Here is a 23,824-nt window from a genome sequence, read left to right on the forward strand (position 1 = left end):
ACCGATGTACGAATTGGTGTTCATCGTTGGGCACTCATCGCTTGGTGCTCATCGGGTTTCCATCAGATCTCTGACCCGCTTTCGTCGTCGGTCTTCGGTGCCGGGGCATCGGGATGCCCGGCGGTCAGGCCGTCCAGGGCGGTCGCATCGACCGGGCCCCGGAAGGCCCGGTTGAAGGCGCCCCGCTTCAGGGCGGCCTGCAGGCAAGCCGGGTCCGGGTGGAGCCAGGCCCCTCGGCCCGGCCTGCGGCGGCGCGGATCGGGGACCACGGATCGGGAACCCGGGACTCCGTCCAGCGCCACTCGCACCAGCTTGGTGTGGTCCTCTCTCCGCCGGCACCCGATGCAGGTCCGCACGGGGATGTGTGCCTGCATGGAGAACCTGTTCCGCCTCGGGAAGGGAAATGGACCTGAACTAGTCTACCCCAGTCCGCGGCCGGGCGGTCAGGCGGAGGCGTCGCCGGTGATGTCGATGCGCCAGCCGGTGAGCTTGGCGGCCAGGCGGGCGTTCTGCCCCTCCTTGCCGATGGCGAGGGAGAGCACGTCCTGCGGGACCACCACCCGCGCCGACCGCGTGGCCTCGTCCACGATGGACACCGAGGTGACCCGGGCCGGGGACAGGGCGCTGGCGATGAACGTGGCCGGGTCCTCGCTGTAGTCCACGATGTCGATCTTCTCGTCGTTGAGCTCGCTCATCACGGCGCGGACGCGCGAGCCCATCTCCCCGATGCACGCGCCCTTGGCGTTGACGCCGGACCGGGTGGCGCGCACGGCCATCTTGGTCCGGTGCCCGGCCTCGCGGGCCAGCGCCAGGATCTCCACGGAGCCGTCCGCGATCTCCGGCACCTCGAGCTCGAAGAGCTTGCGCACGAGCCCGGGGTGGGAGCGGGACAGGGTGATCGAGGGGCCCTTGAGCCCGCGGTGGACGTCCACCACGTAGGCGCGCAGCCGGGTGCCGTGCGAGTAGTCCTCGCCCGGGACCTGCTCCGGCGGCGGCAGCACGGCCTCCACGGTGCCGAGGCTGACCTGGATCATGTGCGGGTTGGTGCCCTGCTGGACGAGCCCGGAGATCAGCTCGCCCTCGCGGCCCTTGAACTCGCCGAGGATCTGGTCGTCCTCGGCGTCGCGCAGCCGCTGCAGGATGATCTGGCGGGCGGTGGAGGCGGCGATGCGCCCGAAGCCCGCCGGGGTGTCGTCGAACTCGCCGACGGCCTGGCCGTCCTCGTCGAGCTCGGTGGCCCAGATCGTGACGTGGCCGGTGCTGCGGTCCAGCTCCGCCCGGGCCTGCCGCAGCGCGCCCGGGGACTTGTGGTAGGCCACCAGCAGGGCCTGCTCGATGGTCGGCACGAGTCGGTCCAGCGGGATCTCGCGCTCCTTCTCCAGCAGCCGCAGGGCGCTCATGTCGATGTCCACTCAGACCTCCGTGTCCAGTTCGTCGCGGGAGGCACCGCTGCCACCGCTGGACAACTCTACCTGCACGCGGCCCGGGCCGAGCCGGTCGTAGTCGTGGCGCTCCGGCTCGCCGACCTTGGCGGGCATGCCCTTCTTGGCACCGGGGCGCACGGGCACGAGCACGACGCCGGTCGCGTCGGCCTCCCGGATCCGGCCCGTGAGCTCGGACCGGGCCTCGCCCTCCCCCGCGACGGCCACGCTGACCAGCCGGCCGACGTTGCGCTGCCAGTGGCGCGGCTGCGTCAGCGGCCGGGAGACGCCCGGGGTGGTGACCTCCAGCTGGTAGGGCTCGGCGCCGAGCCCGGGAACGTCGTCCCCCGCGGCGTCGAGGGCCTGGGAGACCGCCTCGGCCACGGCGGCCACCTCGTCCAGGTCCACGCCCTCGGTGCCCGCGGCGCGGTCGACGACGACCGTCAGGGTCCGGTGCCCGGCCTCGCCGGAGACCGTGGCCCCCTCGAGGACCATGCCGGTGGAGGCGACCGCGGGGGCGACCAGGTCCGCGAGCGGCCCGGTGGCGGCGGGGTCGGGGGTGGGGGGTGGCTCAGCGGTCATCGGGTCCTCGGTTCCGGTCGGCGGCGGGGCGCACGCTCCGCGCCCACCGATCAGGGTACCCACCCGCGCGGGGCCGGCGGCTCAGGCCCAGTCGCGGACCACGTCGTGGCCGAGGCGCAGGATCAGCACGGAGACCACCACGAGGAAGACCACCCGGATGAAGCCGGCACCGCGCCGCACCGCCATCCGCGCGCCCACGTAGCCGCCGACCATGTTGGCCGCGCCGAGCAGCAGGCCGAGTCCCAGCAGGACGTGCCCGGAGGGCAGGAAGAACGCGATGGCCCCCAGGTTGGTGGCGAGGTTCACGATCTTGGCCTTGGCCGAGCCCTGCAGGAAGTCGTAGCCGAGCACCGCCACGAGGGCGATGACCAGGAAGGTCCCCGTGCCGGGGCCCAGCAGCCCGTCGTAGAAGCCGATGACCAGGCCGATGGCCACGGCCGTCGCCAGGTGGCGCCGGCCCGCGTAGCGCAGGCCCGTGTCCCGGCCGAGCCGCGGGCGGGCCGCGGTGAACGCGGCCACGCCCACGAGCGCCAGGACGATCACCGGCTTGATGACGGCGGCGGGCAGCAGGGTGGCCACGATCGCCCCGCCGAAGCTGCCCGCCAGGGCGACCGCCGCCATCGGCACGGCCGTGCGCAGGTCCGGGTGCACGCGCCGGTAGTACGTGACGGTGCTCGTGGTGGTGCCGAACACCGAGCCCATCTTGTTGGTGGCCAGCGCCTGGACGGGCGTGATGCCGGGGACCATGAGCAGCACGGGCAGCTGGAGCAGTCCGCCCCCGCCCACCACGGCGTCGATCCAGCCGGCGGCGAGGCCGGCCAGCACGACCATCACCACCGTGGCGGCGGTGATCTCCTCCAGCCCCGTCAGCACGCCCCCTCCCCGTCCGGGTCAGTCGGGCAGCCCGGCGGGGTGGGTGGTCCCCTCCGCCACGAGCGTGGCGATGACGTCCGCGGCCGAGGCCACCTCGACCTGCTGCGCCTCGCCCGTGGCGCGGTCCTTGACCTCGACCACGCCGTCGGCGAGGCCGCGGCCCACCACCACGGAGGTGGGGATGCCGATCAGCTCGACGTCGGAGAACTTCACGCCCGCGGAGACCTTCTTGCGGTCGTCGTAGAGCACGGTGAGCCCGCGCCGCTCGAGCCCGGCCACGAGCTCCTCGGCGGCGGCGAAGACCTCCTCGCCCTTGCCGGTGGCCACGACGTGCACGTCCGCCGGGGTGACGGCGCGGGGCCAGACGAGGCCCTTGTCGTCGTGGTGGGACTCGGCCAGCGCGGCGATGGCGCGGGTGACGCCGATGCCGTAGGAGCCCATGGTCACCACGACCTGCTTGCCGTTCTCGTCCAGGACCTTCAGGTCCAGGGCCTGGGCGTAGCGCCGGCCGAGCTGGAAGATGTGGCCCATCTCGATCCCGCGGCGGGTGCGCAGCGGGCCGGAGCCGTCCGGGGCGAGGTCGCCGTCGCGGACCTCGGTGGCCTCGACCGTGCCGTCCCACGTGAAGTCGCGGCCGGCCACGAGCCCGAAGACGTGGCGCTGGGCCTCGTTGGCGCCGGTGATCCAGGTGGTCCCGGAGGCGATCCGGGGGTCCACGAAGAACGGCACGCCGGACTCGGCCTCGCGGCCCAGGAACTGCGTGGCGGCCCCGTCCGCGCCCACGCGGGCCGGGCCGATGTAGCCCTTGACGAAGGACGGGATGCGCCGCAGGTCCTCCTCGGTGGCCGCCTCGAGGGCCGGCTCGCCGGTGGCCTCGAGCAGCTCGCCGATCCCGGCCTCGAGGCGCTTGAGGTCCACGTCGCGGTCGCCCGGGACCGCGACGACGAAGGGGCGGCGCTCCTCGCCGTCGAGCACGGCGGTGACCACGACGCACTTCAGGGTGTCCGCGGCCGTCCACGGCTCGCCGTCCCGCGGGAGGAGCTGGTTGGAGACGTCCACGAGCGCGGCGATCGTGGTGGAGTCGGGGGTCTCGCGGACCTCGGCCGGCGGGGCCGCGGAGAAGTCCGCCTCGGCCGGGGGCACCGTGGTGACCGCCTCGACGTTGGCGCGGAAACCGCCGTCGGACTCCACGAAGGTGTCCTCGCCGATCGGCGAGGGGTGCAGGAACTCCTCCGAGGCGGAGCCGCCCATGGCCCCGGCCGTGGCCTTGACCGGGACGACCTCCAGGCCGAGGCGGTCGAAGATGCGCAGGTAGGCCGCGCGGTGGTCGGCGTAGGCGCGCTCCAGGCCGGCGTCGTCCACGGTGAAGGAGTAGGAGTCCTTCATGATGAACTCGCGCACGCGCAGCAGCCCGGCCCGCGGGCGGGCCTCGTCCCGGTACTTGGTCTGGATCTGGTACAGGTACGCCGGCAGGTCCTTGTACGAGGAGTAGTGGTCCTTCACCAGGAGGGTGAACATCTCCTCGTGGGTGGGGGCCAGCAGGAAGTCGGCGCCCTTGCGGTCCTTGACCCGGAAGATGCCGTCCCCGTAGTCGTCCCAGCGCCCGGAGGCCTCGTAGGGCTCCTTCGGCAGCAGGGCGGGGAACTGCACCTCCTGGCCGCCGATCGCGTTCATCTCCTCGCGCACGATCGCCTCGACGCGGTCCTTGACCCGCATGCCCAGCGGCAGCCACGTGTAGGCGCCGGGGCCGGCCCGGCGGATGTAGCCGGCGCGGACGAGCAGCCGGTGGCTGGCCACCTCGGCGTCGGCCGGGTCGTCGCGCAGGGTGCGGAGGAAGAGGGTGGACATGCGCAGGGGCACGGGGGCTCCGATCGGTGTGGTGCGGTCTTGCGGTGTGCGGGAAGGGTGGGGCTCAGCCGTCGAGCTCGGCGCGCAGTGCGTCGACCAGCTCGAGGCCGTCCCGGGGCGGGACGGGTTCCTCGCCGGCCACGGAGCCGGCGTAGGAGACCAGCCGCTCGCCGTCGCGGACGTAGAGCGAGGTGGTGGTGGTGGACTCCGTGCCCGCCGGCAGCTCGGCGCCCTCGATGTCCACCACGACGGTGACCGTGACGGCCAGCGCCTCGTCCGCCTCGGCCTCGAGGTCCTCGGCGGCCACGGTGGCGTCCGCCGTGATCCCGTCGTCCATCTCCACGGTGTACTCCGGGCAGCGGGCGGCGTCGTCCCGGGCGCTCGCCACCGCCCGTTCGGCGGCGGCCTCGTCCGGGAAGGTGGTGACGCTGAGCAGGTCCGAGGACGGGGCGGCGGGGTCCCGGGTGTCGACCCGGATGCCGCCCACGACGTCCGTGCCCTCCGGCAGGTCCCCGGCCCCCCCGCCGGCGGCGGCCCGGCCGCACTCGGCCGGGGTGACCGTCATGCCCTCGGCCAGGCCCTGGGCGCTGCGGGCGATCTGTTCGAACTGCTCGCCCCGCAGGACCTGCGCCTGGTCCCCGAGGACCGCGACGAGGGCCGCCTCGGCCCGGGCGTCCCCGCCGGGGGATGCGGTGCCGGAGCCGGCGGCGGAGCCCGTCGGGGCGACGGTCGGGGACGCGCCCCCGGGCGTGGCGGACGCGGGGGTGCCCGACGAGGTGCCGGAGGCGGGGGTGCTGGAGGCGGGGGTGCTGGAGGCGGGGGTGCTGGAGGCGGGCGTGCTGGACGCGGTGCCGGCCGGCGTCGTCGACGGGCCGCCGTCCCCGGGGCCGCCGCAGGCGGCCAGGGCCACGGCGAGGACGCCCGTGCCGAGCAGCGCGGGCAGCGCGCGGGCGGCGGGGCGCGGGGGACGACGGGTCATGCCTGAATCATAGGTCACCGCGCCCGTGGCGCCGTGTCCGCCGGCTACAGCAGGACGGTCGCGAACGTGCCGACCTGTTCGAAGCCCACCGTGCGGTAGGTCCGCAGCGCGGCCGTGTTGAAGCTGTTGACGTACAGGCTCACGTGCGGGGTCAGGCCCTGCGCGTACCGGACCACGGCCGCCATGGCGGGCGCCGCCAGGCCGCGGCCGCGCAGGTCGGGGCGCACCCACACGCCCTGGATCTGGGTGCAGCCGGCGGAGACCACGCCGAGGTCGGCCTTGAAGCGGACCCGGCCGTCGTCGTCCAGGTCCACGAGGCAGTGCCCGTCGCGGATGAGGTCCTCGACGCGCAGCCGGTACTGCACGGCCCCGTTCTGCAGGGGCGAGAAGCCGAGTTCCTCCTCGAACATCGCCACGCAGGCCGGCAGGACGGCGGCGAACTCCGCCGGCCGGGCGGGCCGGACGCGCTCGGAGGCGGGCACGGCCGGCTCCGCGTCCAGGACCATGAGCGGCTGGTCCTCGCGCACCTGCCGGGCCTGCTGGGGACCGCGGGAGAGCTCCTCCCACAGGGCCAGCACGGCCGTCCGCGGACCGTACACGGACGCGAAGCGCCGCCGCAGGGCCAGCAGGGCCCGCCCGAACAGGGCGCCGGCCCGCGCCGAGGCGCCGACCGGCACGACGTTGGCCCCCACCCAGCAGGCGGCCTCCAGCTCGGGGGTCCCACCCCCGTGGGGCGAGGCGTCGAGGCCGAGGAACAGCGATCCCCCGGCACGCGCGGACCCGGCGTGCCGGCCGTTCTCGAGCAGGGACTCGACGAAGCAGTTCGCCACCGGGTCGGCGGCGGCCAGGGCCGTCAGCGCGGTGGTGTCCGCGGGCGTGAGCATGCGGACGGCGCCGCCGGTGGCCCGGCGGACGAGGTCGTCAGCTGACGGTGACCACGGGCGAGCCCTGGACAGGATCCTGGCCATCGGTGCCCTCCCCACTGCCCAGTCCGGACTCGGCGGCGATGCGCCGGGCCTCCGCCAGCAGGGTCTCCACGATCTGGTCCTCCGGGACGGTCCGGACGACCTCGCCCTTGATGAAGATCTGGCCCTTGCCGTTGCCGGAGGCCACGCCGAGGTCGGCCTCGCGGGCCTCGCCCGGGCCATTGACCACGCAGCCCATGACGGCCACGCGCAGCGGCACCGTGAGGTCCTTCAGGCCCTCGGTCACCTCCTCCGCCAGCGCGTACACGTCCACCTGGGCGCGGCCGCACGACGGGCAGGAGACGATGTCCAGCCGGCGCTCGCGCAGGTTGAGCGACTGCAGGATCTGCAGGCCGACCTTGACCTCCTCGACCGGCGGCGCGGACAGGGACACGCGGATGGTGTCCCCGATCCCCTGGCCGAGCAGGTAGCCGAAGGCGGTGGCCGACTTGATGGTGCCCTGGAAGGCCGGTCCGGCCTCCGTCACGCCCAGGTGCAGCGGCCAGTCGCCCTCCTTCGCCAGCAGCTCGTAGGCCCGGGCCATCACCACGGGGTCGTTGTGCTTGACGGAGATCTTGAAGTCACGGAAGCCGTGCTCCTCGAACAGGGAGGCCTCCCACACCGCGGACTCCACGAGCGCCTCGGGCGTGGCCCGGCCGTACTTCTCCAGCAGCCGCTTGTCCAGGGACCCGGCGTTGACGCCGATCCGGATCGAGGTGCCGGCCTCCGAGGCGGCCTGGGCGATCTCCTTGACCTGGTCGTCGAAGCGCTTGATGTTGCCGGGGTTCACCCGCACCGCGCCGCAGCCGGCCTCGATCGCCGCGAACACGTACTTCGGCTGGAAGTGGATGTCCGCGATGACCGGGATGGTGGACTGCTGGGCGATCACCTTCAGCGCGGCGGCGTCCTTGTCCGTGGGGCAGGCCACGCGGACGATGTCGCAGCCGGCGGCGGTGAGCTCGGCGATCTGCTGCAGGGTCGCGCCGATGTCGTGGGTCTTCGTGGTGGTCATGGACTGCACCGACACGGGGTGGTCCGATCCCACGCCGACGCGTCCCACGCTGATCTGCCTCGTGGTCCGGCGCGGGGCCAGGACGGGCGGCGGGGCGGCGGGCATGCCAAGGCTGACGGGCACGGAAGGACTCCTGTGGTTGCTGTCGGTGTCCCCGCGCGCGGCGGGGCGGCTCCCCGCCAGTCTACTGGTAGGACACGAACCAGGGCTGGGGCCGGACGGTGGTCATCGTCTCCTCCGGGGTGAGGGTGGGGACGTCCTCGTCGATGAAGTTCTTCCAGCCCAGGCGCATGCCCTGCGGCAGGTCCCGCTTCAGCGACCGCCACGTCTCCTGCTTCTGCCCCGGGGTGCCGTGGCCGTCCGCGTGGACCAGGAGCGCCAGCCCCGGCCGGGACACCACGCGGTGCCGGTCCGGGACCATGCGGCGCTGGAACTGGTGCAGGATGACGAGCTTCTGCGGCAGGCGGTGCTCCGCCGCGAGCTCGGCGAGCCAGCCGGTGACCTCGTTGACCTCCGCGGCCGAGACCTGGCCCACCTGTTCCATGTGCCGCTGGCCCGGCCGCAGGCGCCATTCCGGGTCCAGGGCCAGCCCCACGTGCGGCAGCACGAGCAGGTCCTCGAGCGTCCGGGCCTGGCTGGGGAAGTCCTGCGTGCCCGGCTGCAGGTCCAGCACCACGTAGGTGTCCGCCGCACCCGCCGCCTCGACCCACCGCCGCAGCCGCCCCGGCTCCACCGGGGTGCTGTAGTGGCCGCCCGGGCCGGGCGCGGCCGTGGCCACCGTGGCGATGATCTCGAACGCCGGGCGGACGGGCTCCGCGCTGAACGGCTGGTACCGGGCGGCCAGCTCGCGCACGCGGTCCAGGGCGGCCTCGACGTCCTGCTCGCCGAGCAGGCCGAGGGCCGGGGTGCCGGGCGTGCCGTACAGGGCGACCATCCGGCGGGACGGGAACAGCGTGGTCCCGCCGCCCGGCAGCTCGGCCACCGGCGCGGGGCCGGAGGTCGCGGAGGACCCGCCGGCGGACGGCGACGACGGCGCCCCGCCGCCCGCGGTCGGCGCGGTGCCGGAGGGGGTCCCCGGGGAGCCCGCGGACGGTCCCGCGGCGGCCCCGGGGCCGGCGTCGGGGGCGCACGCGGCGAGCAGCGCGGCCGCACCGGTGCCGGCCAGGCCGGCCAGGACCCCGCGGCGGCCGGCCCTCAGGAGCGCTCTCCGCGCAGCACGCCGGCGAGGTCCCCCACGGCGCACGACCACTCGTGCACGTCGGTGGAGTGGACCAGGCCGTGGCGCTTGAAGGGGTCGCCGTCGAGCAGGTCGCGGACGGACTCCTCCGAGTCGGCGCGCACCAGCAGCAGCGCGGCCGAGGGCTGGTCCACGTAGGCGCCGGCGGCCACCATGGCCGGGCCGAGGGAGGCGAGGAACTCGCGGTGGGCGGCGCGGTGCGCGTCGCGCTCGTCCCCGAGCCCGGAGACGTACGTGTACTGGACGGCGAAGATCTTCTGCATGCCCTCACCCTAGAACAGCCGGAGGGGTCCGGCCGGGTCAGAACAGCCGGATCGGGTCCACGATGTCCGCGACGATGAGCAGCACTCCCATGCCGAGCAGCGCGACGCCCACCACGTAGGTGAGCGGCAGCAGCCGGGCGATGTCGAACGGCCCCGGGTCCCGCCGGCCGGTGAGCCGGGCCCAGCCGCGGCGCAGCGCCTCCCAGAGCGCGCCGGCCACGTGCCCGCCGTCCAGCGGCAGCAACGGGATGAGGTTGAACACCATGAGCGCCACGTTGACCCCGGCCACGAGCGACACGAGCAGGGACGCCTTGTCCGCCACCGCCACGTCCTCGAGCGCGGCCGCCTCCCCCGCGATGCGCCCGACGCCGACCACGGACATCGGCCCGTTGGGATCGCGCTCGGCGGGCCCGAACACGGCGACGGCCGTGTCCCACAGCTTGACGGGCAGCGCGACCACCACCTCGGCGGTGGCCCGCAGCTGCTGGCCCATGACCGGGAAGGCCTCCGTGACCGGGGCGGGCACGTTCTCCACGCGCGAGCCCATGCCCACGAAGCCCACCTGCTCGGTGCGCACGGTGCCGTCCGGCTCCCACTGGACGCGGCCGAGCCCGTCCGTGACCGGCCGCTCGGTCAGCCGCGGGGTGATGGTCCCGGACTGCTCGGCGCCGTCGCGCTCCCACGTGATCGCCGTCGGCTGCCCGGCGCGGTCGCGGATGGCCGCGGACAGCTCGTCCCATCCGGTGACCGGGGCGCCGTCGAACGCCGTGATGGTGTCCCCCGGCTGCAGGCCGGCCTCGAACGCCGGCGCCGGCGGGTCCCCGGGCTCGCACGCGTCCGCCCCGGACCGTCCGGCCGCGGCCCGCTCCTGCTGCACGGAGGCGGGCACCACGCAGCGGAACACCTCGGAGACGGTGGTGGACGGCGTGGCGACGCCGGCGGTGGTCACCAGGACGGCGGTGAGGACGAAGGCGATCAGCAGGTTCATGAAGGGCCCGCCGAGCATGATGACGATCCGCTTCCACACCGGCAGCGAGATGAACATCCGCCCCTCGTCCCCCGGCCGCAGCTCCCCGGCGGACACCTCGCGGGCGTCCCGGGCCATCTGCTGGAACAGGCCGGTGCTCGAGGTGCGCGGGCGCTCCCCCGCCTCGGGGTGCTCGGGCGGGTACATCCCGATCATGGAGACGTAGCCGCCGAGCGGGATGGCCTTGAGGCCGTACTCCGTCTCACCGCGCCGGCGGGAGAACAGGGTGGGGCCGAAGCCGACCATGTACTGCGTCACGCGGACGCCGAAGAGCTTGGCCGGGACCAGGTGGCCGACCTCGTGCAGCGCGATGGACGCGGCGATGCCCAGGGCGACCGCCACCACGCCGAGGATGAACCAGAGCACCTCCATGGTCAGCGCCCCCCCGTCCAGCGGGAGCGGGCGGCGGACCGGGCCCAGTCCTCGGCGGCGCCCAGGGCCGCCACGGACAGCTCCCGACCCCCGAGCACGCGGTCGGGGTCGTAGTCCCCCACCACCGCGCGGACGGTGTCCACGATGCCCGGGAAGCCGATCGCCCCCGCGTGGAAGGCCTCGACGGCCTCCTCGTTCGCGGCGTTGAACACCGCCATGTGGGTGGGCGAGGCCGCGGCGGCCTGCTTGGCCAGGGCCACGGCGGGGAACGCCTCCTCGTCGAGCGGCTCGAACGTCCACGTGGCGGCGCGGGTCCAGTCGCAGGCCGGGGCCGCGCCCGGCACGCGATGGGGCCAGCCGAGCCCCAGGGCGATGGGCAGGCGCATGTCCGGGGGCGAGGCCTGGGCGATCGTGGAGCCGTCCGCGAACTCCACCATCGAGTGCACCACCGACTGGGGGTGGACGACCACGTCGATCCGCTCGAGCGGGACGTCGAAGAGCAGGTGCGCCTCGATCACCTCGAGCGCCTTGTTGACCATGGAGGCGGAGTTGGTGGTGACGACCCGGCCCATGTCCCACGTGGGGTGGGCGAGCGCCTCGGCGGGCGTGACGGCGTGAAGCTGCTCGCGGGTGCGGCCCCGGAAGGGCCCCCCGGAGGCGGTGAGCACGAGCCGGCGCACCTCCTCGGCGGTGCCCGAGCGCAGGGCCTGGGCGAGCGCCGAGTGCTCCGAGTCCACGGGGACGAGCTGGCCCGGGGCGGCCGCGGCCCGGACGAGCGCGCCGCCGACGATGAGGGACTCCTTGTTCGCCAGCGCCAGCAGGTGCCCGGCCTCGAGGGCCGCGAGCGTGGGGCCCAGGCCGATGGAGCCGGTGATCCCGTTGAGCACGACGTCGGCGTCCGGCCACGCGGCCACGTCCCGGGCGGCGCCGGGGCCGGAGAACAGCACCGGCTCGGGCGCGGGCACGCCGGCCGCGGCGGCCGCGGCGGCGATGGCGGCGGCGAGCTCGTCCACGGTGGCGGTGGCGCTGCCCACGGCCCGCGCGCCGGTGGCGACGGCCTGGCGTGCCAGCAGGGCGGTGTTGGCACCGCCCGCGAGCGCGGCGACCTCGAAGCGCCCGGGCGCCGCCGCGATGACCTCCAGGCCCTGCGTCCCGATGGAGCCGGTGGAGCCGATGAGGCTCACGCGGCGGCGGCCGGGGACGCCGGCGGGGGCGGTGGCGTGCGGGGCGCTGGCGGTGGAGGCGGAGGTCACCGGTCCATTATGACGGCGCGGGCTGGGAGCCGCCTGCGCCCCGCCCCCGTCCGGGCCCGTCCTCCGGCACGGCGCCCCCAGCACGACGGCCCCGGACCTCGAGGGTCCGGGGCCGCCGTCGCCCCGCGGGGGCCGGGACGGGTGGTCCTAGTGCGAGACCGCCTTCTCGGCGCCCACGCCGGTGAGCGAGCGCACCTCCATCTCGGCCTGCTTGACCGGGTCCTCGGCGCGCTTCTCGGTGACCGAGCCCAGCCAGCCGAGGAAGAACGCGAGCGGGATCGAGATGATGCCCGGGTTCTTCAGCGGGAAGACGGCGAAGTCGGCCCCGGGGATCATCGAGGTCTCCGTGCCGGACATGACCGGGGAGAAGATGATCAGGATGATCGCCGCGGCCAGGCCGCCGTACATCGACCACAGCGCGCCCCGGGTGGTGAAGCCCTTCCAGAACAGCGAGTAGAGGATGGTCGGCAGGTTGGCCGAGGCCGCCACCGCGAAGGCGAGCGCCACGAGGAAGGCCACGTTCTGGCCCTGGGCCCCGATGCCGCCGGCGATGGCCAGGATGCCGATCACGATCACCGTGCGGCGGGCGATCTTGACCTCCTTCTCGGGGCTCGGCTTGTGCTTGGCCAGCACGGAGGCGTAGATGTCGTGTGCGAACGACGCCGCCGCCGTGATGGTCAGCCCCGCCACCACCGCGAGGATCGTCGCGAAGGCGACGGCCGAGATGAGGCCGAGCAGCAGCGGGCCGCCCAGCTCGAAGGCCAGGTACGGGGCCGCCGAGTTGACGCCGCCCGGAGCGCCCAGGATCCGCTCCGGACCGATGAGCGCCCCGGCGCCGTAGCCGAGCACGAGGGTGAACAGGTAGAAGGCGCCGATGAGCACGATCGCCCAGACCACCGACTTGCGGGCCTCCTTGGCGGTGGGCACGGTGTAGAAGCGCATCAGCACGTGGGGCAGGCCGGCGGTGCCGAGCACGAGGGCCAGGCCCAGGGACAGGAAGTCGAGCTTGGCGATCTCGCTGACGCCGTACTGCACGCCCGGGTTGAGGATGGCCTCGCCCTTGGGGCTGAGCGCCACGGCCTCGCCGAGCAGGGCGGAGAAGTTGAAGCCGAACAGGGCCAGCACCCAGACGGTCATGATGAACGCCCCGGCGATGAGCAGCATGGCCTTGATGATCTGCACCCACGTGGTGCCCTTCATGCCGCCCACGAGGACGTAGACGATCATCAGGGCGCCCACGATCGCGATCACCACGGACTGGCCGAGACGGTCCGGGATGCCCAGCAGCAGGGACACGAGGGCCCCGGCGCCGGCCATCTGCGCGAGCAGGTAGAACAGGCAGACCATGAGGGTCGCCAGGGCGGCGGCGATGCGGACCGGGCGCTGGCGCAGCCGGAAGGACAGCACGTCCGCCATCGTGTACTTGCCGGTGTTGCGCAGCAGCTCCGCGACCAGCAGCAGGGCCACGAGCCAGGCCACGAGGAAGCCGATGGAGTACAGGAAGCCGTCGTAGCCGTTGACGGCGATGGCGCCGACGATGCCGAGGAACGAGGCCGCCGAGAGGTAGTCACCGGCGATCGCGGTGCCGTTCTGGGTGCCGGTGAAGGACCGGCCGCCGGCGTAGTAGTCGGCCGCGGTCTTGGTGTTCTTCGAGGCCCGCAGCACGATCACCAGGGTGATCGCGACGAAGAGCCCGAAGATGAGCATGTTGAGCCAGGGCTCGCCGACGTTCGCGGACTCCGTGGCGGCGAGGACGGGGATTGCGGTCACTTCTGGCCTCCCAGGCTCTGGTTCGCGATCGAGGGGTCGAGGGCCTCGAGCTCCTCGCGGATGTCGGTGGCCCGCGGGTCCAGCCGGCGGTTGGCGAAGCCGACGTACAGGCCGGTGATCACGAAGGTCGAGACGAACTGCAGCAGGCCGATGACGATGCCGAGGTTGATGTTGCCGAGCACCTTGATGGCCATGAAGTCCGGTGCGTACGCCGCGAGCAGCACGTAGAGGAAGTACCAGATGATGAACACGACGGTGAACGGGAAGACGAAGCCGCGGTGGGTCCGCCGCAGTTCGCCGAACTGTTCCGTGGCCTGGACGGCCCGGAAGTCGACGTGGCCGTGTTCGGCCTCGTCGGGGTGGTGAGGTGTGGACACAGGTTCCCCCTTGTCAGGTCGGCACCCCCACGGGTGCCTGCGAGCGTGACGCGGCCATCCTATGTCGTAGGTGGTCCGAGTCACAGGTGGTCGGTGACGGTCCGCCGCGGCGGACGGGTCAGAGCCCCAGGGACCGCGCGATGAGCATGAGCTGCACCTCGGTGGTGCCCTCGCCGATCTCGAGGATCTTGGAGTCGCGGTAGTGGCGGGTGACGAGGGACTCGTTCATGAACCCGTAGCCGCCGAACACCTGGGTGGCGTCCCGCGCGTTGTCCATGGCCGCCTCGCCCGCGATGAGCTTGGCCACGGCCGCCTCCGTCTTGAACGGCTTGCCGGCCAGCATCTTGGCGGCGGCCTCGTAGTAGGCCAGCCGGGCCGCGTGGGCGCGGGCCTGCATGCGGGCGATCTTGAAGGACACCGCCTGGTTGCTGCCGATGGGCTGGCCGAAGGCCACCCGCGTCTTCGCGTAGGCCACGGACTCGTCCACGCAGCCCTGCGCGGCGCCGGTGGCCAGGGCGGCGATCGCGATGCGGCCCTCGTCCAGGATGGACAGGAAGTTGGCGTACCCGCGCCCGCGCTCCCCCAGCAGGTTCTCCTCCGGGACGCGGACGTCGTCGAAGAACAGCGGGTGCGTGTCCGAGGAGTTCCACCCCGCCTTGTCATAGGCCTGCCCCACGGTGAACCCCGGCGTCCCGGAGGGCACCAGGATCGTGGAGATCTCCTTGGCCGGCGCGCCGTCCCGGCCCGGAACGGTGCCCGTGACGGCGGTGACCGTGACGAGGCTGGTGATCTCCGTGCCGGAGTTGGTGATGAACTCCTTGGCCCCGTTGATCGTCCACTCGCCCCCGGAGGACACCGCCGTGGTCTGGGTGCCCCCGGCGTCCGAGCCGCCGTTGGGCTCGGTCAGCCCGAAGCCGGCCAGCCGGCGGCCGGCCACCAGGTCCGGCAGCCAGCGCTGCTTCTGCTCCTCCGTGCCGAAGCGGTGGATCGGCATGGCGCCGAGGGAGACCCCCGCCTCGAGGGTGATGGCCACGGACTGGTTGACGCGGCCCAGTTCCTCCAGCGCGAGCGCCAGGGCGAAGTAGTCCCCGCCCATGCCGCCGTACTCCTCGGGGAACGGCAGCCCGAACAGGCCGAGCTCGCCCATCTGGCGGACGATGTCCAGCGGGAACTCGTGGCGGGCGTCCAGCTCCGCGGAGACCGGGGCGACGACCTCGTCGGCGAACTCCCGGACGGTCGCGACGAGGTCGCGGTAGTCCTCGTCCAGCTCGGGGCCGGCCAGGGCCCGGGGCGACGGACGGCGGGTGGCGTGCGGGGCAGTGGTCATGGAGGGGTCCCGTCATTTCCAGTGAATGGTGAGTAACCGAATCTGGTGGAATGTTAGCCACGACACATCCCGGGTGTCGAGGGCCGGGCCCCCGGCGCACGCCACCGACCGTCCCCCGCCCCCCACGCCGCACGGGTCTCCGCACCGGCCGGGCGCGCGGGGGACGGCCGGGTTTGCGCGTACAGTGGGTGCGACAGCCGTGGCGGAGCCGGCTTCATCCCGTGACGAGGAGGTCACCGTTCCCGTGCAACTTCGTGAAGTCCGATCCGAGGACCTGGACCGCTTCTTCGAGCACCAGCAGGATCCCGAGGCCAACCAGATGGCCGCGTTCGCACCCCGCAACCCGCAGGACCGTGGCGTCTTCGACTACCACTGGTCGCGGCTGCTCGAGGACCCGCACGCCGAGGTGCGCACGATCGAGCAGGACGGCGCGGTGGCCGGCGCCCTCATCGTCTCCGGCATCGGCTCCTCCCCCGAGCTGTCCTTCTGGACGGCCCGCGAGTTCTGGGGCCAGGGCATCACCACCTCGGCCGTGGACGAGTTCCTGGCCTCCTTCACCGAGCGGCCCCTGAGGGCCCACGTGCCCGTGGACAACGTGGGCTCCCAGAAGATCCTCACCCGCCGCGGCTTCGCCGTGGTGGGCGAGGACAAGACGTTCTCCAACGCCCGCTCGGAGGTGGTCACCGAGCTGATCATGCAGCTCGGCTGACGCCCCGCGCCGGCCGGCCCCGGCCGGTCAGAACAGCGCCAGCGCCATCCCCGGCGAGGCGAGCACCGTCCCGACGTCGGCCAGGAACCGCGAGCCCTGCTCCCCGTCCACCAGCCGGTGGTCGAAGGACAGCGAGAGCGTGACCACCTGGCGCAGCGCGACCTCGCCGCGGTGCTCCCACGGCAGGCGCCGCACCTGGCCGACGGCCAGGATGCCCGCCTCCCCGGGGTTGATGATGGGCGTCCCGGCATCCACGCCGAACACGCCCACGTTCGTGAGGGTGAACGTGCCGCCGGTGAGCTGGTCCGGGGCCAGGGTCCCCTCGCGCGCGGCGGCGGCCAGTGCCGCGACCGCGCCGGCCAGGCCCGCCAGGTCCAGCGCCTGGGCGTCCTTGACGTTGGGCACCATGAGCCCGCGCGGCGTCGCCGCGGCGATGCCCAGGTTCACGTAGTTCTGCCGCACGATCCGCCCGTGGGCCTCGTCCCAGCGGGAGTTGAGCTCCGGCGTCCGCTCGAGGGCCAGGCAGGCCGCCCGCGCCACGAGCGTGAGCGGCGTCAGCCTCAGCCCGTGGAACCGCCGGTCCTGCCGCAGCCCCTCGAGCAGCTCGAGGGATGCCGTGGCGTCCACCGTGAGGAACTCCGTGACGTGCGGCGCGGTGAAGGCGCTCGCGGTCATCGCGGCGGCCGTGGCCCGGCGGACCGAGCGGATCGGCTCCTCCTCGGTGCGCGGCCGCCCCCCGAGGGTCCGCGCGGCGCCGGGGGCCGCGGGTCCCGCCGTGGTCCCCGCGCCCGGTCCCGACGCCGGGCGGGCCGCCTCCGCGGCGCGCGTCACGTCCTCGCGGGTCACCACGCCGCCGGGCCCGGTGCCGGGGACGGCGGCCAGGTCCACGCCGAGGTCCTTCGCGAGCTTGCGCACCGGTGGCGTGGACCGGGGCCGCTCCCCGGGCACCCCGTCCGCCCCGGGGGCGGGCCCCGGGCCGGGAGCGGGTGCCGGCGCGGGGGCGGAACCGGGCGCCGGGGCGGGTGCCGGCGCGGCCAGGACCGCGGCCCCGTTCCGTGCCGCGGTGCCGTCCGCGATCGCGCCGCCGCCCGCGGCCGGCACCGTCCGGGGCCTGCGGGCCGGCCGGCCGGCGCCCTCCGCGGCCGCGCCGTAGCCGACCAGCGTCGGCACGCGGCCGCCGGGCCGGACGGGGGCGGCGCCCTCGGCGGACGCCCCCTCGCCGGTCGCCCCCTCGGCCGCCGCCTCCGGCGACCGGTCGCCGTCGGGCGCGCCCGGCAGGTCGAAGGACACGATGGGCGCACCGACCGGGACCACGTCCCCGGGGCCGCCGTGCAGCTCCGCGATGGTGCCGGCGAACGGGCTCGAGAGCTCGACGACCGCCTTGGCCGTCTCGACCTCCGCGAGGACCTGGTTGACCTCGACCGTGTCCCCCACGGACACCTTCCACTGGACCAGCTCGGACTCGGTGAGCCCCTCGCCCAGGTCGGGCAGGGTGAAGACCTTCAGCATCTCAGGCACGCTCCGTTCCGTCCGCGGCCGCCAGGGGTCGGGGCGGGGCGAAGGGGTCGAGGGAATCCAGCGAGTTGGGCCGGCCGAGCACCCAGTCCACCCCGTCCAGGATCCGGTCCAGGTCCGGGACGTGGTGGTGCTCGAGCTTGGCCGGCGGGTAGGGGATGTCGAAGCCGGTGACCCGCACGGGGGCGTGCTCGAGCCAGTGGAAGCACCGCTCGGTCACGGTGGCCGCGATCTCGGCGCCCAGTCCCCCGGTGCGTCCGGCCTCGTGGGCGACGACGAGCCGCCCGGTGCGGCGCACCGAGGCCTCGATGAGCCCGTAGTCGACCGGGGCCAGGGAGCGCAGGTCGATGACCTCGATCGAGATCCCCTCCGCGGCGGCCGCCTCGGCCGCCTGCAGGCATGTCCTGACGAGCGGCCCGTAGGCCACGAGCGTCACGTCCGTGCCGGGGGCCGCGGTCGCCGCCGGGCCGAGGGGGCGCAGCGGGGCGGCCAGGTCGACCGGGCCGCGGTCGTGGTACCGGCGCTTGGGCTCGAGGTAAACCACGGGGTCGTCGCTGGCGATGGCCGCGCGGATGAGGTCGAACCCCTCCTGGGGCGTGGACGGGGAGACCACGCGCAGCCCGGCGGTGTGGACGAAGTAGGCCTCCGGTGACTCGGAGTGGTGCTCCGGGGAGCCGATGCCGCCGCCGAACGGGATCCGGATGGTCAGCGGCATCCGCACGGCGCCGCCGGTGCGGAAGTGCGTCTTGGCCACCTGCGAGACGATCTGGTCGAAGGAGGGGTAGACGAAGCCGTCGAACTGGATCTCCACCACCGGCCGGTAGCCGGCGTAGGCCAGGCCGACGGCCGTGCCCATGATGCCGGACTCGGCCAGCGGCGTGTCCACGACCCGGTCCCGGCCGAACTCCTCCATCAGCCCGTCGGTGATGCGGAAGACCCCGCCGAGCGTGCCGATGTCCTCGCCCATGAGCACCACCTTCTCGTCCGCGGCGAGCGCCGCGCGCAGCCCGGCCGTGATGGCCTTGCCGAAGGCGAGGTCCTGCGTGGCGCTCATCGCGACCCCTCCCGCGGCCGGGCGTCCAGCTGCTCGCCGTCGAACTGCGCCAGGTACAGGCGGTAGTGCTCGCGCTGGCGCTCGAGCTCGTGGTGCGGCTCGGCGTAGACGTGCTCGAACAGCGCCTCGGGGCCCGGGTCGGTGATCTCCGCGAGCCCGGCGCGCAACCGCGCCGCCATCTCGTCCGCGGCCCGCCCGGACTCCTCGCGGACCGCCTCGACCGTCAGTCCGGGGCCGGCGTCGCCGTCCGGGGAGGCCTCCGGCAGCAGGGCGGCCAGGTGGGCCTCGACCCGGTCGATCGGGTCCTTCGCCCGCCAGGCCTCGACCTCCTCGGCGGAACGGTAGCGGGTGGGGTCGTCCGCGGTGGTGTGCGGTCCCATGCGGTACGTGACGGCCTCGATGAAGGTGGGGCCGCCGCCGTTGCGGGCCCGCTCCAGTGCGCGGCGGGTGGCCGCCATGACGGCCAGCACGTCGTTGCCGTCCACCCGCATGGCCGGGATGCCGAAGCCCCAGGGCCGGTCCGCGATGTGCCGCCGGGCCTGCAGGGACACGGGCTCGGAGATGGCCCACTGGTTGTTCTGGCAGAGGAAGACCACGGGCGCGTGGAAGCTCGCGGCGAAGACCATGGCCTCGTTGACGTCGCCCTGGCTCGTGGCGCCGTCCCCGAAGTAGGCCAGCGTGACCGCGGTGGAGGCGTCCCGCTGCTGGCCCATCGCGTGGCCGACGGCGTGCAGGGACTGGGCGCCGATGATGATCTGCTGCGCGGCGAGGTTGACCTCCCGGGGGTCCCAGCCGGCGTAGGTGGACCCCCGCCACAGCCGGACCAGGCCGAGCGGGTCCACGCCGCGCAGGTAGGCCACGCCGTTCTCCCGGTAGGAGGGGAAGACGAAGTCCTCGGCGTGCAGCGCGGCCGCCGAGCCGACCTGGGCGGCCTCCTGGCCCAGCAGCGGCGGCCACAGGGCGAGCTCGCCCTGGCGCTGCAGGTGGGTGCACTCCGTGTCCAGCCGGCGGATCACGACCATGTCCCGGTGCAGCTCCGCGAGCCGCCGCGGCGTCAGGTCCTCGAGCCAGGGATCCAGGTCGTGGTCCGGACGGCGGTGGCCCTCCGGGGTGAGGACCTGGTGCAGGTCCGGCTCGGGCACGTGCGGCATGCCGGTGGGCGGGGTGTTCAGGCTGACCGATCCCATGGGTTCCTCCTCGAACGGACCGGTCAGCGGGTGGGTGACCGGCCCTCGCCGTGGATGCGGCCAGGATGTCGGCCGCGTTGGTGTGTGATGCTAGTCACACTGACAGCGGTGCACAAGGTATGCTCTTCGCAGTGGGCATCCTGCCCGCCGCAACCCCGTGACACCCCCGAGGAGTTGGGCATCATGCGTACCCTGGACGCCACCGACCTGAGGATCCTGGCCGCCCTGTCCGCCTTGCCCGACGCCACCACGGTCGCGCTCGCCCAGCACCTGGGGATCTCCCGCAACACCGCCCAGGCCCGGCTCGCCCGGCTCACGGCGGACGGGGTGTTCGGCCCGTTCGAGCGGCGCATCAGCCTGGAGGCGCTCGGGCACCCGCTCACCGCGTTCGTGCAGGTGCACGTGCACCAGCAGCGGCTCACCTCGATCACCGAGGCCCTGGCCCGGATCCCGGAGGTGGTGCAGGCCCATGGGCTCACCGGCTCGGCGGACGTGCTCGCCCGGGTGGCGGCGCGCAGCGCGGAGGACCTGTTCCGCATCCACACGCGGATCCTGGCGATCGAGGGGGTGGAGCGGGCGGACACCTCCCTGGCCATGGCCGAGCTCGTGCCCTGGCGCACCGTGCCGCTCGTCGAGTCCCTGCTCGACGGCGAGGCCGGCGAGGCGGCACGGGGCTAGGCCCCCGGCGAGGCGCGGCCTGCGAGGCGGAGCCGACGCGGCGGAACCTGCGAGGCGGAGCCGGGGGCCCGCCGGCTAGTCGTCGAAGACGGCCAGGACGTCGATCGCGGCGTCCAGGAAGGCGTCGACCTGGGCCTCCTCGTAGCCCTCGGGACCGGCCGCGCCGAACACGGCCAGCCGCACGTCGTCCACGCCGAGGCCGTCCCGGCGCTCGAGCCGCGCCAGGAGGCGGTGGCACAGGGCGTCGACGTCGGCCGGGGCGTAGGCGGTGGCATCCGCCCGGGTGGGGCGGCGGAAGCGCTGGCCGTCCGGCCGCTCGAGGCGGCCACGGAGGATCTCCACGGACCCCTCGACCCGCGCCCGCCAGGCCTCCTCGCCCTCGGCGCGGATGCGCGCCTCGCGCTCCGCCTGGGCCAGCGCGTCCTCGAGGCGGTCGAGCACCTCGTCCACCTGGTCGGCGGCATAGCCGCCCCTGACGGCGTCGAAGGTGATGCGACGGATGTCGGCCGAGCGCAGGCCGCCGGCGCCCTCGTAGGCCACGCGGGCCCGGCGCATGAACTCGTCGACCTGGCGCCGGTGGTAGCCGTAGGTCTCCCGGGACACCACGTCGAAGGGCTGCCGGTCGGCGGAGGCCATCACCTGCTGCTTCAGGCCGGCGGTGTCCCGCCGCGTGCCGTGGATCATCGGGGAGGCTCCTTCTGCCGCTGTCCGGTGCGCCGTGCTGGGCCGCGGGCACGGGCTCCCGCGGACGAGTCCATCGTAGCCAGCCGGGGGTTCGCGGCCGGGCAGGCGGGGCCGGAGGGCCCGGCGGGCTCCCGGGGCGGACCGGGGCACCGGGGCGGGGCGCCGCCGTCGGGCCTCAGACGAAGGGCAGGGCGAAGACCATGTAGGCCACCGGCGCGGAGAACACGAGCGAGTCGAGCCGGTCCATGGCCCCTCCGTGGCCCGGCAGCATGGAGCCCATGTCCTTGATGTTGAGCTCCCGCTTGACCATGGACTCGGCGAAGTCGCCCGCCGTGGCGGAGGCGACCGTCAGCACGCCGAGCAGGCTCCCGACCCACCACGGGTGGTCCAGCAGCAGGTCCACGGCGAGGGTGCCGACCACGACGGACCCGGCCACCGACCCGGCGAAGCCCTCCCACGACTTCTTGGGGCTGATCTTCGGCGCCATGGGGTGCCGGCCGAGCGTGGCGCCGACGAGGTAGCCGAAGGTGTCGTTGGCCACGACCATCAGCAGCATGCACGCCACCATGAGGTTGCCGTCCTGCTGGCGCAGCAGGGCGACCGCGAAGGAGAGCAGGAACGGCACCCACATGAGGATGAACACGGAGACGAGCACCGACTCCCCCCGCGCGGGCAGGTCCCGCACCACGGCCCAGGCCAGCACGAGCAGGACCGTGGCGAGCAGGGCGAGCACGAGTGCCTCCGTGCCGCCGGCGAAGGCGGCCATCGGCATGGCGACGGCCCCGGCCCACAGCGGGACGCGGGGGATGTCCAGCCCCCGCCGGGAGATGGCGCTGGCCGTCTCCGTCACGCCGAGCAGCAGCAGGGCGACGACGAGGACGGCCAGGGCCACGGGCAGCCACACCAGCCCGACGAGCGCGCCGCCGAGCAGCAACAGGCCGACGGTGATGGCCGCGGGCAGGTTGCGCCCGGCCTTGGCCGTGCGGGCCCGGGCGGCCTCCCGCTCCCGCCGCTGCCGCCGGGTCTGCGGCGGCCCGGGGACCGGCGCCGGGGCGAGCCCGGTGGGGGCGGGGGGTTCGGACGTCATGGTGTGCCGGCCTGCTCAGACCTCGAGGAGCTCGGCTTCCTTGCGCTTGGCCATCTCCTCGACGGCGTCGGTGTGCTTGCGGGTCAGGGCGTCGAGCTCCTTCTCCGCACGGGCGCCCTCGTCCTCGCCGATCTCGCCGTCCTTGACCATCCGGTCCAGGGTCTCCTTGGCCTTGCGTCGGGCGTTGCGCAGCGAGACCTTGTGCTCCTCGGCCTTGGTCTTGACGAGCTTCACGTACTCCTTGCGGCGCTCCTGGGTCAGCTCGGGCATGACCACGCGGATGACCTTGCCGTCGTTGGACGGGTTGGCGCCCACCTCGGAGTCGGACAGCGCCTTCTCGATGTTGCGCAGCGCGGTGGTGTCGTAGGGGGTGATCAGCAGGGTGCGGGCGTCCGTGGTGGTGAAGGAGGCCAGCTGCTGCAGCGGGGTGTAGGAGCCGTAGTAGTCGACCATGACCTTCGAGTACAGCCCGGGGTTGGCCCGGCCGGTGCGGACCGAGGCGAAGTCCTCGCGGGTGGCCTCGAGGGTCTTCTCCATCTGCTCCTCGGCGGCCTGAAGGGTTTCCTGCGTCACGTTATCTCCTGGGGTCGGATGGCTTGGCCTCAATCCTAGGACACCGGTGGGGACTCGGCGGCCGGGTCGAGGCACGGCGGGGTGGGGCGGGAGGGTGGGGGTGCGGCCGGGTCAGACGGTGACGGTGGTGCCGATGCGCTCGCCGAGCAGGGCACGGGTGACGTTGCCCTCGCCCTCCATGCCGAAGACCATCATCGACAGGCGGTTGTCCTTGCACATCGTCATGGCGGTCTGGTCCATGACGCGGATGTCGTTGAGCAGGGCGTCGTCGTAGGTGAGGTGCTCGTACTTCTCGGCCGCCGGGTCCTTCTTCGGGTCGGCGGTGTAGACGCCGTCCACGCCGGACTTGGCCATGAGCACCTCGTCCGCGCCGATCTCCAGCGCGCGCTGGGCGGCCACGGTGTCCGTGGAGAAGTAGGGCAGCCCCGTGCCGGCGCCGAAGATCACGACCCGGCCCTTCTGCATGTGGCGGATGGCCCGCAGCGGGATGTAGGGCTCGGCCACCTGCTCCATGTGGATGGCGGACTGCACGCGCGTGTCCACGCCGGCCTGCTCGAGGAAGTCCTGCAGGGCCAGGCAGTTCATCACGGTGCCGAGCATGCCCATGTAGTCGGCGCGACGGCGGTCCATCCCGTTCTCGGACAGCTCCGCGCCGCGGAAGAAGTTGCCGCCGCCGACCACCACGGCCACCTCGACCTCGTGCCGGGCCGCGGCGATCTGGTCGGCGATGCCCCGCACCGTCTCGGGGTCCACGCCGACCTTGCCGCCGCCGAAGACCTCCCCGGAGAGCTTGAGCAGGACGCGGCGCTTGCCGGTGCGGCCGGGGTCGCCGTGCGTGTCGCCGGCCTGGGCCTGCGGCAGGTCGCGGGACTCGGTGAACGACTGCGCGTCGCGGATGTCCGGGGTCGTGCGCGTGTCGGTGCTGTCCATGTGCTGGCCTCCTGGGCTCATCGGGGCGGGCGGGCGGGGATGCGTGCGGGCAGGGAAAAAGGGGGTGGCCACCAGGTGACTGGTGACCACCCCCTTCCAGG

At 74.0% G+C, this 23,824-nt stretch carries 24 protein-coding genes; 2 read left to right on the plus strand and 22 right to left on the minus strand.

Going from position 1 to position 23,824, the window contains the following annotated elements; translation table 11 throughout:
- Window positions 1-62: 62 nt before the first annotated feature.
- The 15 genes from E7744_RS10425 to E7744_RS10495 all read right to left on the minus strand — a co-directional run bounded on the left by E7744_RS10425 (window position 63) and on the right by E7744_RS10495 (window position 15,306).
- Window positions 63-374 carry a YlxR family protein gene (locus E7744_RS10425; protein ID WP_137774057.1) on the minus strand — a complete coding sequence of 104 codons (312 nt, stop codon included), beginning with the start codon at window positions 372-374 and terminating at the stop codon, window positions 63-65.
- Between the two features lie 69 nt (window positions 375-443).
- A complete protein-coding gene (nusA, locus tag E7744_RS10430) occupies window positions 444-1,412 on the minus strand; it encodes a transcription termination factor NusA (RefSeq protein ID WP_137774058.1) in 969 nt (322 codons plus the stop codon).
- Window positions 1,413-2,003 carry a ribosome maturation factor RimP gene (gene rimP / locus E7744_RS10435; RefSeq protein ID WP_137774059.1) on the minus strand — a complete coding sequence of 197 codons (591 nt, stop codon included), beginning with the start codon at window positions 2,001-2,003 and terminating at the stop codon, window positions 1,413-1,415.
- A gap of 81 nt (window positions 2,004-2,084) precedes the next feature.
- Window positions 2,085-2,834: a sulfite exporter TauE/SafE family protein gene (locus E7744_RS10440; protein ID WP_371415402.1), complete on the minus strand. Its 750-nt coding sequence runs from the start codon at window positions 2,832-2,834 to the stop codon at window positions 2,085-2,087.
- Window positions 2,835-2,894: 60 nt separating this feature from the next.
- Complete coding sequence (locus E7744_RS10445) at window positions 2,895-4,736, minus strand: proline--tRNA ligase (RefSeq protein WP_137774061.1); 1,842 nt, start codon at window positions 4,734-4,736, stop codon at window positions 2,895-2,897.
- A gap of 52 nt (window positions 4,737-4,788) precedes the next feature.
- Window positions 4,789-5,703 carry a hypothetical protein gene (locus E7744_RS10450; protein WP_137774062.1) on the minus strand — a complete coding sequence of 305 codons (915 nt, stop codon included), beginning with the start codon at window positions 5,701-5,703 and terminating at the stop codon, window positions 4,789-4,791.
- A 44-nt stretch (window positions 5,704-5,747) separates the two neighbouring features.
- On the minus strand, window positions 5,748-6,671 hold the full coding sequence (locus E7744_RS10455) for a DUF4081 domain-containing GNAT family N-acetyltransferase (protein ID WP_137774063.1): 924 nt from the start codon (window positions 6,669-6,671) through the stop codon (window positions 5,748-5,750).
- Window positions 6,625-7,785 (minus strand): flavodoxin-dependent (E)-4-hydroxy-3-methylbut-2-enyl-diphosphate synthase, encoded by a 1,161-nt coding sequence (ispG, locus tag E7744_RS10460; protein ID WP_137774991.1) that lies wholly within the window; start codon window positions 7,783-7,785, stop codon window positions 6,625-6,627. Before ispG ends, E7744_RS10455 begins: the two co-directional genes overlap by 47 nt.
- 79 nt (window positions 7,786-7,864) lie before the next feature.
- Window positions 7,865-8,662 (minus strand): hypothetical protein, encoded by a 798-nt coding sequence (locus E7744_RS10465; protein WP_246858401.1) that lies wholly within the window; start codon window positions 8,660-8,662, stop codon window positions 7,865-7,867.
- A gap of 212 nt (window positions 8,663-8,874) precedes the next feature.
- Window positions 8,875-9,180: a YciI family protein gene (locus tag E7744_RS10470; protein WP_137774065.1), complete on the minus strand. Its 306-nt coding sequence runs from the start codon at window positions 9,178-9,180 to the stop codon at window positions 8,875-8,877.
- Window positions 9,181-9,217: 37 nt separating this feature from the next.
- The gene (locus E7744_RS10475) at window positions 9,218-10,579 is read right to left on the minus strand and encodes an RIP metalloprotease (protein WP_137774066.1); all 1,362 of its coding nucleotides are present in this window, start codon (window positions 10,577-10,579) and stop codon (window positions 9,218-9,220) included.
- A gap of 2 nt (window positions 10,580-10,581) precedes the next feature.
- Complete coding sequence (gene dxr / locus E7744_RS10480) at window positions 10,582-11,832, minus strand: 1-deoxy-D-xylulose-5-phosphate reductoisomerase (protein WP_137774067.1); 1,251 nt, start codon at window positions 11,830-11,832, stop codon at window positions 10,582-10,584.
- Between the two features lie 147 nt (window positions 11,833-11,979).
- On the minus strand, window positions 11,980-13,539 hold the full coding sequence (locus E7744_RS10485; RefSeq protein ID WP_246858653.1) for a cation acetate symporter: 1,560 nt from the start codon (window positions 13,537-13,539) through the stop codon (window positions 11,980-11,982).
- A 59-nt stretch (window positions 13,540-13,598) separates the two neighbouring features.
- On the minus strand, window positions 13,599-13,979 hold the full coding sequence (locus E7744_RS10490; RefSeq protein ID WP_137774069.1) for a DUF485 domain-containing protein: 381 nt from the start codon (window positions 13,977-13,979) through the stop codon (window positions 13,599-13,601).
- A gap of 118 nt (window positions 13,980-14,097) precedes the next feature.
- Complete coding sequence (locus E7744_RS10495) at window positions 14,098-15,306, minus strand: acyl-CoA dehydrogenase family protein (RefSeq protein WP_137774070.1); 1,209 nt, start codon at window positions 15,304-15,306, stop codon at window positions 14,098-14,100.
- A gap of 244 nt (window positions 15,307-15,550) precedes the next feature.
- On the opposite strand from E7744_RS10495, the gene E7744_RS10500 reads away from it, so the two are divergent.
- Window positions 15,551-16,015: a GNAT family N-acetyltransferase gene (locus E7744_RS10500; RefSeq protein ID WP_137774071.1), complete on the plus strand. Its 465-nt coding sequence runs from the start codon at window positions 15,551-15,553 to the stop codon at window positions 16,013-16,015.
- A gap of 27 nt (window positions 16,016-16,042) precedes the next feature.
- Here E7744_RS10500 and E7744_RS10505 read toward each other — a convergent pair whose 3' ends face one another.
- From E7744_RS10505 to E7744_RS10515, 3 genes are read right to left on the minus strand one after another with little or no spacing between them, the layout of a single operon-like run.
- On the minus strand, window positions 16,043-17,524 hold the full coding sequence (locus E7744_RS10505; RefSeq protein ID WP_137774992.1) for a dihydrolipoamide acetyltransferase family protein: 1,482 nt from the start codon (window positions 17,522-17,524) through the stop codon (window positions 16,043-16,045).
- Between the two features lies 1 nt (window position 17,525).
- Window positions 17,526-18,584 carry an alpha-ketoacid dehydrogenase subunit beta gene (locus E7744_RS10510; protein ID WP_137774072.1) on the minus strand — a complete coding sequence of 353 codons (1,059 nt, stop codon included), beginning with the start codon at window positions 18,582-18,584 and terminating at the stop codon, window positions 17,526-17,528.
- A complete protein-coding gene (locus tag E7744_RS10515) occupies window positions 18,581-19,771 on the minus strand; it encodes a thiamine pyrophosphate-dependent dehydrogenase E1 component subunit alpha (protein WP_137774073.1) in 1,191 nt (396 codons plus the stop codon). The genes E7744_RS10510 and E7744_RS10515 overlap by 4 nt, the downstream gene beginning before the upstream one ends.
- A 183-nt stretch (window positions 19,772-19,954) precedes the next feature.
- On the opposite strand from E7744_RS10515, the gene E7744_RS10520 reads away from it, so the two are divergent.
- Window positions 19,955-20,449: an Lrp/AsnC family transcriptional regulator gene (locus E7744_RS10520; RefSeq protein ID WP_168199800.1), complete on the plus strand. Its 495-nt coding sequence runs from the start codon at window positions 19,955-19,957 to the stop codon at window positions 20,447-20,449.
- Between the two features lie 75 nt (window positions 20,450-20,524).
- Here the strand turns inward: E7744_RS10520 and E7744_RS10525 are convergent, their stop codons facing one another.
- From E7744_RS10525 to pyrH, 4 genes are all read right to left on the minus strand, one after another.
- Window positions 20,525-21,133 carry a DivIVA domain-containing protein gene (locus tag E7744_RS10525; protein ID WP_137774074.1) on the minus strand — a complete coding sequence of 203 codons (609 nt, stop codon included), beginning with the start codon at window positions 21,131-21,133 and terminating at the stop codon, window positions 20,525-20,527.
- A gap of 175 nt (window positions 21,134-21,308) precedes the next feature.
- Window positions 21,309-22,220 (minus strand): phosphatidate cytidylyltransferase, encoded by a 912-nt coding sequence (locus E7744_RS10530; protein ID WP_137774075.1) that lies wholly within the window; start codon window positions 22,218-22,220, stop codon window positions 21,309-21,311.
- A 15-nt stretch (window positions 22,221-22,235) separates the two neighbouring features.
- The gene (gene frr, locus E7744_RS10535) at window positions 22,236-22,793 is read right to left on the minus strand and encodes a ribosome recycling factor (protein ID WP_137774076.1); all 558 of its coding nucleotides are present in this window, start codon (window positions 22,791-22,793) and stop codon (window positions 22,236-22,238) included.
- Between the two features lie 111 nt (window positions 22,794-22,904).
- On the minus strand, window positions 22,905-23,723 hold the full coding sequence (pyrH, locus tag E7744_RS10540) for a UMP kinase (RefSeq protein WP_246858402.1): 819 nt from the start codon (window positions 23,721-23,723) through the stop codon (window positions 22,905-22,907).
- Window positions 23,724-23,824: the final 101 nt, after the last annotated feature.

The organism is Citricoccus sp. SGAir0253, assembly GCF_005877055.1.
GTDB lineage: Bacteria > Actinomycetota > Actinomycetes > Actinomycetales > Micrococcaceae > Citricoccus.

What these genes read in the sequence shown, in the direction of transcription:
- pyrH (WP_246858402.1), bottom strand. Translation starts at nt 23,723, where the DNA reads ATGGACAGCACCGACACGCGCACGACCCCGGACATCCGCGACGCGCAG.
- E7744_RS10470 (WP_137774065.1), bottom strand. Translation starts at nt 9,180, where the DNA reads ATGCAGAAGATCTTCGCCGTCCAGTACACGTACGTCTCCGGGCTCGGG.
- E7744_RS10520 (WP_168199800.1), top strand. Translation starts at nt 19,955, where the DNA reads ATGCGTACCCTGGACGCCACCGACCTGAGGATCCTGGCCGCCCTGTCC.
- ispG (WP_137774991.1), bottom strand. Translation starts at nt 7,785, where the DNA reads ATGCCCGCCGCCCCGCCGCCCGTCCTGGCCCCGCGCCGGACCACGAGG.
- E7744_RS10450 (WP_137774062.1), bottom strand. Translation starts at nt 5,703, where the DNA reads ATGACCCGTCGTCCCCCGCGCCCCGCCGCCCGCGCGCTGCCCGCGCTG.
- E7744_RS10485 (WP_246858653.1), bottom strand. Translation starts at nt 13,539, where the DNA reads ATGCTCATCTTCGGGCTCTTCGTCGCGATCACCCTGGTGATCGTGCTG.
- E7744_RS10495 (WP_137774070.1), bottom strand. Translation starts at nt 15,306, where the DNA reads ATGACCACTGCCCCGCACGCCACCCGCCGTCCGTCGCCCCGGGCCCTG.
- rimP (WP_137774059.1), bottom strand. Translation starts at nt 2,003, where the DNA reads ATGACCGCTGAGCCACCCCCCACCCCCGACCCCGCCGCCACCGGGCCG.
- E7744_RS10475 (WP_137774066.1), bottom strand. Translation starts at nt 10,579, where the DNA reads ATGGAGGTGCTCTGGTTCATCCTCGGCGTGGTGGCGGTCGCCCTGGGC.
- E7744_RS10510 (WP_137774072.1), bottom strand. Translation starts at nt 18,584, where the DNA reads ATGAGCGCCACGCAGGACCTCGCCTTCGGCAAGGCCATCACGGCCGGG.
- E7744_RS10455 (WP_137774063.1), bottom strand. Translation starts at nt 6,671, where the DNA reads ATGGCCAGGATCCTGTCCAGGGCTCGCCCGTGGTCACCGTCAGCTGAC.
- E7744_RS10525 (WP_137774074.1), bottom strand. Translation starts at nt 21,133, where the DNA reads ATGATCCACGGCACGCGGCGGGACACCGCCGGCCTGAAGCAGCAGGTG.
- E7744_RS10425 (WP_137774057.1), bottom strand. Translation starts at nt 374, where the DNA reads ATGCAGGCACACATCCCCGTGCGGACCTGCATCGGGTGCCGGCGGAGA.
- E7744_RS10530 (WP_137774075.1), bottom strand. Translation starts at nt 22,220, where the DNA reads ATGACGTCCGAACCCCCCGCCCCCACCGGGCTCGCCCCGGCGCCGGTC.
- E7744_RS10515 (WP_137774073.1), bottom strand. Translation starts at nt 19,771, where the DNA reads ATGGGATCGGTCAGCCTGAACACCCCGCCCACCGGCATGCCGCACGTG.
- E7744_RS10505 (WP_137774992.1), bottom strand. Translation starts at nt 17,524, where the DNA reads ATGCTGAAGGTCTTCACCCTGCCCGACCTGGGCGAGGGGCTCACCGAG.
- E7744_RS10440 (WP_371415402.1), bottom strand. Translation starts at nt 2,834, where the DNA reads ATGGTCGTGCTGGCCGGCCTCGCCGCCGGCTGGATCGACGCCGTGGTG.